This window comes from Methylophaga sp. UBA1464 (genome assembly GCF_002325665.1).
GTDB lineage: Bacteria > Pseudomonadota > Gammaproteobacteria > Nitrosococcales > Methylophagaceae > Methylophaga.
Window position 1 is genome coordinate 28,068 of sequence record NZ_DCSO01000114.1, and the last position, 11,872, is coordinate 39,939.

Genomic DNA, 11,872 nt, shown 5'->3' on the forward strand with positions numbered 1-11,872 from the left:
TCTTGTACTGGCTCTTCAGGTGTATTTTCTACCACTTCTGTTTCAGGTTCAGTTACCACTGGTTGCTCTTGTACTGGCTCTTCAGGTGTATTTTCTACCACTTCTGTTTCAGGCTCAGTAACAACAGGTTGCTCTTGTACTGGCTCTTCAGGTGTGTTTTCTACAACCTCAGTTTCCTCTTCAATAATATCGATAATTGATACACCATTGTGTAACGTACAGGTGTTTTTAGACGTATCAGTATTGATATTTGCATCATACTTATCAAAACAATCTGTTTTTGTATCAACTGGCAATTTAATATCATTATTCATAACATTAAATTTGTTTACTCCACCGATTGAAACACCATTTCCAGTTAAGTGATTAAGGATAACTTTATTATTTTTAATAGTGATATTTTTCGATTTAACACTATTCTCGATTTTAGATGGAATTTTTATACCAGCACCGAACTCGCTACCTTCATCGATAATCTCGTTACCTTCAATGATTGCACCATCACAAGAAGCACAGCCAATACCGACATTACCAACATTAATCAATTTATTATTTCTGATGACCGTGTTGGTGAAATACTCATCTTCATGAGAATAGCCTGGGTCAATACCTATGCCCCAGCAGTGACCAGAAGTTTTTCCCAAATCCTCTTTTATAGTGTTCCCTTCAATAACAAGGCCGTTAAATTTACCATGGACAACTAATGATACACCTGAACAAACTCCATCATAACGGGCTGATTTATATAAAAGGTTATTCTTTATTTTCATACCATTAGCTGGCTTGTGAGCTCCAAGGTATATGTTATGTGTGAGAATGCGTTGTGAATAACCATTGTTTTCAAAAACATTATTTTCTATCGAACAGTCCTGACATGAACCATAAAAACCTTGGTAAAAATTACCGATTATAGTACTGTTTTTCACTAGAAGCCGGTCATTGATTCCGTTAGTACCAGGATTTAAGTCGCCTGCGCCAGCCGAGCGAATACCAATTCTAAAACCTTCAATATGAAGGTTCTCAATAGTAACGTCATCGACATCGTTATACATATCTATGCCATTAGCTTTGCTTTTAGAGTCGCCCATTAAGGTTAAGTTTTTTACAACATAACCACCATCCGGATCTGCATTTGCCCCTTCTTGAAAGCGAATTGAGGTGTTTCCATTGCTGACAATAAGTGGTTTGACTAAGTTTTTGTTACCATAATCACCAATTGTACAGGTACTAGAGGCTGTACATTTTTTATTATAAAGATGAACCCCTTTTGACTGTGGAAACACACCACCACGACAAAAAAGTACACTATCCCCAGCATTCATTTTATTGAAAGTGTCCATTGCTTTTTCATAGCTTTTGAATGGTTTCGCTTCAGTGCGGCCATCGTTGCTGTCGTTACCGTTATCGCAAACGTAGTAATTTTGTGCTTGTGCAGTGGCACTGAGCGTGCCTAGTAGGAATGTCGCCAGTAAAATTAATGACTTTTTCATTTCATCTCCCCCCAATTAGTAAATAGATGATTGCGTGAATGATGATATGCACAAAGGTATTTTGAAAAGGTGATTGGAATCACATATTTAGTTTCATTTGTCATGGCGTTCATCATAGTGTGAAGCAGACCGCAATTATCTTCTCTAATAATTGCTGAGAGATTTTGCTCTAGCCAAGAGTCGATGATTTTAATACGCTTTTAGTATAAAAATCAAAGATAAAAAAAGCCCGACGTTTCCGCCGGGCTAAAAATCCCCTGGGGGGCAGAGGATTTTTTAAAACATTCGATAAAGCAGGGATGATGCCTGCTTCATAAGTTTATTGAGTAGATTCTATTGTTTTAGAATTTAATTCAATGTGAGCTCGGTCACACTTTGAATGTGATTTTTGAGATTAGCTTAGTTGTATGTTGTGTTGTTCAAGCAACCAGCTTTTAACGCGCTTTACGTCCGGATTTTCTGAAAATTCAGTTCTCACAATACGAGAAGCTTTTTTATCCCGCATCATTTCCTGAATCAATGTCACATCAACTTCGAGTTTGTTGTCGGCAAAGGCATAAACAAGTGCAAAGTCACATAGATTATTTATACGTCTGGGAATACCTTCGCTATAACAGTAAATAACAGCACAGGCTTCATTAGAAAAAATCTTTTGTTTTGCACCAGCCACTTGCAGTCGATATTCAATATAGTTTTGTGTTTCAGGAAAGTTTAATGCTTTCAAATGAAACTCAACGCCTATCCGTTGCGCAAACTGAACCAGTTCAGGTTGATTTAGTTTATCAATCAGTTCAGGCTGCCCGGTCAATACCAGTTGAAGAAAAATATCCGAGTCTATATTGACATTAGATAAGAGCCTTAACTCCTCCAATGCCTGCACAGTTAGATTTTGTGCTTCATCCACAATCAATACGACTCGTTTACCTTGAGCATGCTGCTCAACTACAAATTCAATATAGTCGCGATAACGCCCGGCATTATCAGTAGCGTTTGATTCGATCTCAAGCGAGTCAAGTACCCAGGTCATTAACTCACCAAATGATTCATGGGTGTTATTAATCAATCCGATAACACAGTCACCTTCAATTTTGGATAATAATGCTCGGATAAGTGTGGTTTTACCTGCACCAATTTCGCCCGTCACTACCGTAAAGCCGGCATGGCTCATCAGTCCGTACTCCAGCATCGTCAGGGCTTTTTTGTGATTGGGACTCAGGTAGAGAAAGCGAGGGTCAGGAACCAGATTAAATGGTTTATGTGTTAGTCCAAAATGCTCTGTATACATAAATTAATAATTTTGATGTTCAGGGGCTCGTGAACATTTATTGATAACGGTTCCCATAAGATTAGTGCCTTCAAGCATTTGCAGTACTCTTAAAATGTTAGTTTCAGGGTTTTTACCGTCCTCTAAAACCAGAATCGTGCTATCAAAGTAGTTACTCGCCAAAAGGACGTCATCAGTTTGAAGTACGGGTGGCACATCAAAAATAATTACCCTTGAGTCATATTGTGATCTGATATCTGAGACCAAACTGGCCATTTTAGGGCTGGATAACAGTTCGGCTGAATCCTCTGCCCGACCTAAACCGGGTAAAATAACCAGGCGTTTAATACCAGGATTAATCAACACATCGGAAAGCGGGTGGTCACCCGATAAATAATCTTTTAATCCTAGTTTGACATCAAGGCCGAAATATTTGGCAATACTCGGATTTCGCAGATCCATATCTACCAGCAATACTGTTTGGTTTAATTCCATTGCAATTGCAATCGCGAGATTGGCTGCAACGACCGATTTACCTTCACCTTCTGTGGGAGAAGTAACGGCCAGTGATTGCCAGTTATTTCCTCGCATTTTTTTCAAAACCTGAGTACGTAACATTCTGAATACCGCGGATTGCGAATTATTATAAAAGCCAGCAATTAACCGTTTCCGGTCTAACTGCTCGTTTGAAACATTAACGACTTTTGTTTGGGAATATTCAATTGAATCAATTGGCGCAATTAACGGATCCGTTGCCTTATTTTTCGAACCGGCATCAGCAGCAGCTTTCTCAGGAGCAATGACCTCTGGTTTCGTCACTGCTTCTGCATGCCTTTGTTTCGCCTTATCAAGGGCTTTTTGGATTCTATCCATATAATTTACTTACCAATAATTGAGTAATATTTTTAAAGTACATTAAGTTTATTCATGACTTTAAACCATAGCACTTCCAAATTCATAATGTAGAAGTGAATCGCTGCTATGCCGGCAATAATCATTAAGATGAACACAATTAATATCCGAATCCTGTTTACTCGCTTTCTCCGTTTATCATGCTCAGTACTGATCACCGGGATTACAACCAATGGTGTTTTACCTACCAGTTGACTGATTTGACTGTACCCGCGCACACCACCGAAAAGTAGCTCAATGAGAATAGCCATTCCGGCACCGGCACCCAGCGAGCCAACAAACGCCATTGCCATCAGTTTTGGCCGATCCGGTTTTTCAGGTTTTGCTGAAACCCGGGGAGGCTCGATTNNCACCTTTACTTTCAGATTCAAGTGTCTGTGCTAATTCAGCTTCTAGCTGCTTGGCACGTAACTCTCGATACTGGTTGAGTTTGTTTTCATGATCCCGCGTCAGGTCAAGGTATGCACGTTGCACCTGATTGGTTTTGTAAACTCGTTGTTCGTATTCAGCAAGCCTCTCTCTTAGCTCATTCTGCCGCTGGCGCATGCGCGCTACTTCGCGTTTGGTTGCATCAATTTTAGCGGAAACTTCTATATATACAGGATTAGATGCCATTCCCTGCTGTTGTCCTGGAGAATCACCAGCAACATCTTGTGGCAAATCTGACAACATTTTTTCAATCCTGGACACTTCCGCTTCAGCGGCTTTCATATCAGGATGTTCAGATGCATATCGTTGTTTTAAATTTTGTAAATTTGATTTAGCCTCGGCCAATTGATTCTCAAGCTCTGATCGGGGTGATGCAATAACACCAAGCTCTGCTTCCAGTGCTTCAATTTGTCGTTTAGTTCTTTGCAAATCGGGATGATTGGCTGAGTATCTGCTCTGCATGCTGCGATATTCTGATCTAAGTTGTTGCAGTTCAGTTTCAGCTGTCGTTGGTTGGTTTGGTGCAGCAGGGTTTTGACCGACAGCATCTCTTGGGATCATGGATAACTGAATGCCCATGGTACTGATTTGATCGTTCGTCACCATAATTTGATTTTCCAGCGAGGCTATTTCCTGCTGAATTGACTGTACCATTGCCAGATTGTAATCCAGCAAATCCGGTAAGCTATCGCTGTATTGATCTCTGAACTCGGCAATCTCGGTTTCTGTTTTCTGAACTTCTTTTTGCATCCGGTCACCTTCCAGTTTTAAAAAACTGGTGGTTTCTTCAGCTCTGGCGGTCCGAACCCGTACATTTTCACTTAGAAATTCTGTCACGATATCATCAGTGACCAGTTTTGCTTTTTCTGCTGACTCATCGATAAACCAGACTCTGAATGCAATACTGGCTTGCTTGGCACGACCACTTGCCGGATCCGTTACATTCGCCTGCACAATTTCAACGCCGACATTTTGCTTAAACCGATCAACAATGTCGGAGGTTGAGGCTTTATTTTTACGTTGCTGAACATAGAGATTATGCTTTTCTACCAGAGGAATAATTCGATTCGTTGTCATCAAACGTTGTCGAATCAATTCAATACGCTGGTCGGCGTAACTGGTAATCGTGGTCCTCACAAGATCATCCGGTATATCTTGTGACTCAATTAAGATCACGCCCTGTGATTTAAAAATTGCTGGCATAGTCATTACAACGTATGCCGACACTGTCATTAGAATTATCGCCGGTATGATTACCCAGTATTTTCGACGCCACAGGATATCAAGGTAATCGCCGATACCCTTTGTTTGTTCTTCTTCCATCTAACTCTCTATTGTTATTTACGGATTTATCTAGCGAGAATAAAGCAGACCGCCCCAATCGTAATTAAGCGTTAAGAACACCATATTACTCTCTGCATCCTGGGCGGTATCACCCTCCTGTTTGCGGAATTGATAACCAAAATTAAGAGCAATATTTTCTTCAAGTCGCCATCTTAAACTGGGTGAAAACGTCATATAGTCGCGATCAGTATTATCAAAGTCGCTGGCAGATGTAGTCTGTTGATAAGAAGCCAAAAGTCCAAAATCCAATTGACTTGCAATTTGACGTTTCCAATCAACCGAAATACTTTCCTGTTCATTCACGACACCTTCACCGGATGGATTAAGTGCTTTTGCAATTTTAACTGTAATGTTATTCAAATCACCTTCATAAATGGCTGATAATGAATAAAGCGTGCCTGAGCTGGTATCTTTAAAAGTTGGTCCATTGATAATGTTGTTTTCACTATCAAGCGTATTGTAGCCAACCTGTCCTGCAAGAGACCAAAGTTCTGATAACCGGTAGGTACTGGTCACATTTAAATTATAGGCTTCATATTCAGAAGTTCGATTTGCAGCTTCTGCCTCATAGTCAATATAGGTCAGTGCAAGTCCGGCTGAGAGTCGCTCTGTAAAGTTTCTTCTCCACCCTCCCGTCAAAGAGTAGGTTTCGTTATCAAGGAACTGATTATCATCATAACTTCGATCCTGATAACTCAGGTTTGTATAAAGGAAGTCTCTGGCGGTAAGTTGATATTGATAACGAGGGGCTATTGAACGTGTTGTTACCGTTGCATCCGATGCAAAATCACCAGTATCCTCTGCCGCGATAGTACGTTGGGCACGCTTGGAATATTCAGCATCCAAACCATATTCACTGCGTTCATGTGTGGCACTACTTGAAAACAGTACAAAGGGATCCTGACGATCCAACTCACTCAGACTGGTAAACCTTTCAATTCGATAACCAGCATCAATTCCAAGAAATGTATCTTCAGTCGTTCTTGAAAGAAATAGTGTCGGGGTGATTTCAGTACTAAAACTCCCTTCCTTATCCTCCCGAAGCTCGACATTATCGTCATATCTCAGCGTTGGAGATAAATCAGCATCAACAAGATATTCAGCAGCCATTACTGAGTTTGAAAGCAACATAAATGACGGTAAGATGCTGTAAGCTAATTTTTTGTTCATGCTGACTCCTCCGATGAGTATTTATTCAAGGAACAATCATAATATCACCGCTTTCCAGCATGATATTCGACTCTAGGGATCTTCCTTGTTTTATGCGGGCATAATATACGGGAATCGTACGTTGTTGTGTTCCTTCACGTCGCAGAACAATAATGTCATTTTCTTTTGCAAATTGCGCTAACCCCCCAGCAAGACTTAAGGCCTGCATGGCATCAAGTGGTTGACTCATGGCAAATGAACCCGGTGTCACCACTTTGCCAAGAATATGAATCGTATTTCCACCAACAACATCAACCGTTACGGTCACAACTGGATCAGAAATATAGTTAGCTAACTTTTCACGGATTTCATTTTCAACCTGAAAAACGGTTTTGTCTTTAGCCATTAACTGACCGGCTAGCGGAAATGAAATCGTTCCATCCGGCAGAATGACAACTTCTTTTTTTAAAGCATCTTCATTCCAAACCGAAATGCTCAGCCTGTCACCCGCGTTTAATGTGTAATCAGCCTCAACAGCATTCGCTGTGCCGAACATAAAACTGGTCATCAAAACCAATACAAAAAACAATTTTTTCATAACCGTACTCCGTCGTTACAGAAAACATCTAGAAACGATATTAACACTATTAAGAATAAAAAAAAGGGGGCCGAAGCCCCCTTTCCTTAAACTAACAATATTGTTAACTCTTGTGAACTTATTAAGCAGCTGCAGCGTTCTGTGCTTTACGACGTAAGCCGAAGAAACCCAGAAGTGCAGGAGCAAACAACCACAATGCCGCTGGAATTGGCACTGCAGAAACGTTCAATTTGTAACCAGCAACATTCTTGATGCCATCCAGCAAGAAGAAGTACTGAGTACCTGCAGTCAACATAACCGTTTGTGAGAAGCTGAAAATGCCAGTAAACGGTGATTCACCAGCTGAGAAAATTGGTGAGTTATCACCAAAACCAACATTGATTGATGAATGATTCGACAAACTCGCACCGATCGCTTCAAACGTGATTAATGCTTTGGTGTTTTTGTCAGATTGTAAAACAAAATCTGAGTACCATGTGACACCTAAGCCAAGACCAGACGCACTAACATCACTTGAGTTATTAGAATTAATTGTCTGAGTAGCTCCACCCAGAAAACCACCTGTACCTGCAAGTGTTAAGTCAAGCGTCGCAGCATTTGCACTGACTGCAAACAAGAAACTAACAACAAAAAGCATCGCTTTTTTCATAATAATACCCTTTAAATAGAAAAATTTAAGCAATGCAACCCGGCCATCTTCGTTCTAGCCAAAGATCCGTGGCTTTCCGACCCCGCCTCACGACAGGTTTGGCTATAAAACAAGATATTTCTATCTTGCGTTCAGTGTATCTCCCAGAAACATCTCTCAGGAGTACGACTAAAAGTTAACAGCTTTCACGCTGCATTAAAACTGTACTTTGGTACTAGACCTTAAAAAAAGTGTGATGAAGCTCAAAACTATGAAACAAATAACTCTGCTAAGCATTTACCCACAAACTTGCTTAGCTATTCAGCCGATCATTACCTCTTATAAACCCGGTTTAACCTAAAACACCTGACTAATAGTCATTCACACCATATTTCTTTACATACGGGTAAGGTATACAACCCCATAAAATATATACAGTAATTACTGTACTGATCCAGTTTAGGCTGTTCAGCTTACAAAAATGTGACACTACCATGGCTGTGCGGGATAAAACATCAATACACATCACTTCCTTTAAAACCACGAATTATCGTCAGCAAAATTATTTTGATATCCAATAACAAAGACCATGTCTGAATATAAAGCAGGTCGTACTTAACCCGCCCCTCCATTTTGTCGAGGGTATCTGTTTCTCCGCGAAAACCATTAATCTGCGCTAAACCTGTTATGCCTGGCTTAACTTTGTGACGAAGCATATAACCATGAATTTTTGCACGATATTCTTCATTGTGTGCAACAGCATGTGGTCGTGGCCCAACAATAGACATCGAGCCGCCAAGAGAATTAAAAAACTGTGGTAACTCATCCAGTGAGGTTCTTCTTAAAAAGCGACCAAAATGCGTTACACGACTATCATTTTTTGTTGCCTGAGTGACCGTTTCACCATCTTCAGTAACCGTCATCGTCCGAAACTTCCACACTTTAATTTTTTCACCGTCCATTCCATAACGGGTTTGTTTAAAAAACACTGGACCTTTTGACGTTGTTTTTATTCCAAGGGCTATAAACAGCATTGGAATCGCAATAAGAAAAAGAATTAATAAACTGAAGACAATGTCTTCCAGACGCTTAATCATGCTATCAATACCGGCAAATGGCGTTTCGTAAATACTGATTGCCGTGATACCCTGATAATCTACCCATCTGGAGTTGAGCAAATTAAAGGTAAATAAATCCGGGACCAGGTAAACGGATGCAGTGGTATCGGCCAGTTTTTCAGTCAGTAAACGAATGCGTGCCTCAGCGGCTAAAGACAGGGTAATGAAGACAATATCGATCTTTCCGCGACGGCAGTCTGTTACCAGATCTTCGATACTACCAATGACAATGGTCTCTTCATCCTCAAGACGGCGATCCGGTGCAGGCTTTCGATCATCGTAGAAGCCGGAAAAACGATATCCGGTCCAATCCATATCATCAAATGATTTTTCCAGTCGATAGCCCAAATTTGTTGCGCCAACTATGGCGACACGACGAGTATTCAATCCTTTTGAGCGCATGATGCCTAAAACCATTCGCACAATGGCATGCCAGGAAATCAGTTCGATGGGGGTAACGATAAACCAGATAATCAGAAATGGCGTTGCATAGGTTTGTTCATTAATAACTATCCGTTCAATAGCAACCAGTATTGCAATACTGGTTCCCCAGGAAAATAACACGGCGGTTACTTCATCCCGGACATAGGTCCCACGCCATGAGCGATAGGCATCCTGTGACTCTGCAAAAAAATGAAACAGTATGATTGAAAACAATAATGACCAAACATGTTTAGGCTGCCAGTCGATGGCAAACAAATCCATCAAGGCTACGAATGTCACCAAAATAATAGCGCTATCAATCAAACGGGAGATTGCATTGATTTTTGAATCGAAATGTCGGATCTTGCTTTGCGCCATAATGGGTCTCAGGTAACCTCTTTATTTTTTAATCTATTTTCGGTTATAGCTATCCTGCAGGCGGATAATGTCATCTTCCTCCAGATAACTGCCGGATTGTACCTCGACAATTTCCAAAGGCACCCGCCCAGGGTTTCTTAGACGGTGAACACTGCCCAAAGGAATAAAGGTTGGATCATTCTCTCCCAGCAACATCACTTCATCATCACGCGTCACCTCTGCAGTACCGCTAACCACCACCCAATGCTCGGCTCGATGATAGTGCATCTGCAATGACAAAGATGCGCCGGGATTCACAGTAATACGTTTCACCTGAAAACGTTTTCCATAGTCCACCGAATCATAACTGCCCCACGGCCGATAACATTTCCGATGGGTATGAACTTCTTTGCGGTTTTGATTACTCAGGGTTTCAACAATATTTTTTACATTTTGTGCCTGGTCTTTATGCGCCACCATGACGGCATCATGCGTTTCAACTACCACTACATCATCCAGCCCCAGTACAGTAACCAAACGATTCTCACTATGAATATAGGAGTTTGTGACCGAGTCGATAATGACATCGCCAACCAGGACATTGTTGTTTTCATCCTGCGGAAACGCTTCCCATAAGGAAGACCATGATCCTACATCGCTCCATCCTGCATCTAATGGAACAACCATGGCTTTGGTCGTTTTCTCCATTACAGCATAATCAATAGAATCACTCGGACATTGTTCAAAAGCGTCACTATCTGCACGAATAAAATCTAAATCGGTAATAGATTTTTCAATCGCTTTTTTACAGGCAACCACCATTTCCGGATGATACTGTTGTAATTCGTTAATGTATGAAGATGCCTTGAACAGAAACATACCACTGTTCCAGAAAAAATTTCCTGCAGCTAAATAGGTTTCAGCGGTTTTTTGGTCTGGCTTTTCAATGAAACGTTTTACGTCACTCGGTTGATCTTTTTTTACAGCTTCGATGTAGCCATATCCAGTGTGGGCTGATTGAGGCTGGATGCCAAACGTGACCAGTTTACCCTGTTCAGCAAGTTGCTTAGCCTGTTCAATGGCGTGATGAAAAGCCGTTACATTTTGTATCAAATGATCTGCTGCCAGAACCAAGAGTAATGGATCGTCTCCATTTTCAAGTGCTTTAATTGCTGCCAAAGCAATGGCTGGAGCAGTATTCCGGGCACAAGGTTCTAAGATGATCTCCCTGGCGGACATCTCAATTGTCTGTAATTGTTCTGCCACCATAAATCGGTGTTCAGTGTTACAAACAATCAATGGGTTTTCTACATCATCCAGACCACCTAATCTAATAAGCGTATTCTGAAATAACGACGATTCACCAAATAGTGACAGAAACTGTTTAGGCTTGTTTTTTCTTGATAAAGGCCAAAGTCGTGTTCCGGTACCCCCAGAAATTATCACTGGAATCATGACAAGTAATCCTTAGCTAAAATGTTTCATTCTGATGCCAATGCCATGCCGTCGCAATAATTGACTCGATATCGGTGTAAGCAGGTTGCCAGCCTAGAACTTGTTCAGCTTGTTTGGCATCAGCAACTAATACTGGCGGGTCACCCGCTCTGGGGCCTTCTATTGTATACACAATGTTCTGTCCAACGACTTTTCTGGCAGCCTTAATAACGTCTAAAACACTAAAACCATTACCATTACCCAGGTTGAAAGCAAATGCACCAGCATGTTTTTGCAGGTATTCGCCTGCTAGTATATGCGCAGAAGCAAGGTCACTCACATGAATATAATCACGTATGCAGGTACCATCAGGTGTTAGGTAATTATCACCAAACACTTTCAATTCTGATGTTTTTCCGGCAATAACTGATTTAAGAATATTAGGAATCAAATGTGTTTCAGGCTCGTGACGTTCGCCGATCTCACCGTCAGCATCAGCACCACAGGCGTTAAAGTAACGTAATGCAACGGACTTTATACCAAATGCATGATGATAGTCACCCAGTATATCTTCAATCATTTTTTTGGACTGGCCATAGGGATTGATTGGTAAACGTGAATGCTCTTCGTTTATTAATTCTCTCTCAGGCATGCCAAATACAGCCGCTGTTGAGGAAAAAACCAGTTTGTCATGCCCGGTGGCCACCATGGCATCTAATAAGTTTA

At 41.0% G+C, this 11,872-nt stretch carries 10 protein-coding genes and 1 riboswitch; all 10 genes read right to left on the reverse strand.

Annotated elements, in window-relative coordinates; all coding sequences use genetic code 11:
• On the reverse strand, window positions 1-1,490 hold a 1,490-nt coding region (locus B3O33_RS15370), incomplete at its 3' end, for a hypothetical protein (RefSeq protein ID WP_292363922.1).
• Between the two features lie 394 nt (window positions 1,491-1,884).
• On the reverse strand, window positions 1,885-2,775 hold the full coding sequence (locus B3O33_RS15375; protein ID WP_292361759.1) for an ExeA family protein: 891 nt from the start codon (window positions 2,773-2,775) through the stop codon (window positions 1,885-1,887).
• 3 nt (window positions 2,776-2,778) lie between these two features.
• On the reverse strand, window positions 2,779-3,627 hold the full coding sequence (locus B3O33_RS15380; RefSeq protein ID WP_292361758.1) for a CpsD/CapB family tyrosine-protein kinase: 849 nt from the start codon (window positions 3,625-3,627) through the stop codon (window positions 2,779-2,781).
• A 32-nt stretch (window positions 3,628-3,659) separates the two neighbouring features.
• On the reverse strand, window positions 3,660-3,959 hold the full coding sequence (locus tag B3O33_RS15385; protein ID WP_292363923.1) for a hypothetical protein: 300 nt from the start codon (window positions 3,957-3,959) through the stop codon (window positions 3,660-3,662).
• A gap of 1,489 nt (window positions 3,960-5,448) precedes the next feature.
• Window positions 5,449-6,609: an autotransporter domain-containing protein gene (locus B3O33_RS15390; RefSeq protein ID WP_292361756.1), complete on the reverse strand. Its 1,161-nt coding sequence runs from the start codon at window positions 6,607-6,609 to the stop codon at window positions 5,449-5,451.
• A gap of 25 nt (window positions 6,610-6,634) precedes the next feature.
• Complete coding sequence (locus B3O33_RS15395; protein WP_292361755.1) at window positions 6,635-7,186, reverse strand: polysaccharide biosynthesis/export family protein; 552 nt, start codon at window positions 7,184-7,186, stop codon at window positions 6,635-6,637.
• A gap of 121 nt (window positions 7,187-7,307) precedes the next feature.
• Window positions 7,308-7,835 carry a hypothetical protein gene (locus B3O33_RS15400; RefSeq protein ID WP_292361754.1) on the reverse strand — a complete coding sequence of 176 codons (528 nt, stop codon included), beginning with the start codon at window positions 7,833-7,835 and terminating at the stop codon, window positions 7,308-7,310.
• A 30-nt stretch (window positions 7,836-7,865) separates the two neighbouring features.
• Window positions 7,866-7,948, reverse strand: a riboswitch (cyclic di-GMP riboswitch).
• Between the two features lie 381 nt (window positions 7,949-8,329).
• Complete coding sequence (locus B3O33_RS15405) at window positions 8,330-9,733, reverse strand: undecaprenyl-phosphate glucose phosphotransferase (RefSeq protein WP_292361753.1); 1,404 nt, start codon at window positions 9,731-9,733, stop codon at window positions 8,330-8,332.
• Between the two features lie 33 nt (window positions 9,734-9,766).
• The gene (locus B3O33_RS15410; RefSeq protein ID WP_292363924.1) at window positions 9,767-11,167 is read right to left on the reverse strand and encodes a mannose-1-phosphate guanylyltransferase/mannose-6-phosphate isomerase; all 1,401 of its coding nucleotides are present in this window, start codon (window positions 11,165-11,167) and stop codon (window positions 9,767-9,769) included.
• Window positions 11,168-11,183: 16 nt separating this feature from the next.
• Window positions 11,184-11,872: UDP-glucose 4-epimerase GalE (gene galE / locus B3O33_RS15415; RefSeq protein WP_292363925.1), on the reverse strand; the 689-nt coding region annotated here is incomplete at its 5' end.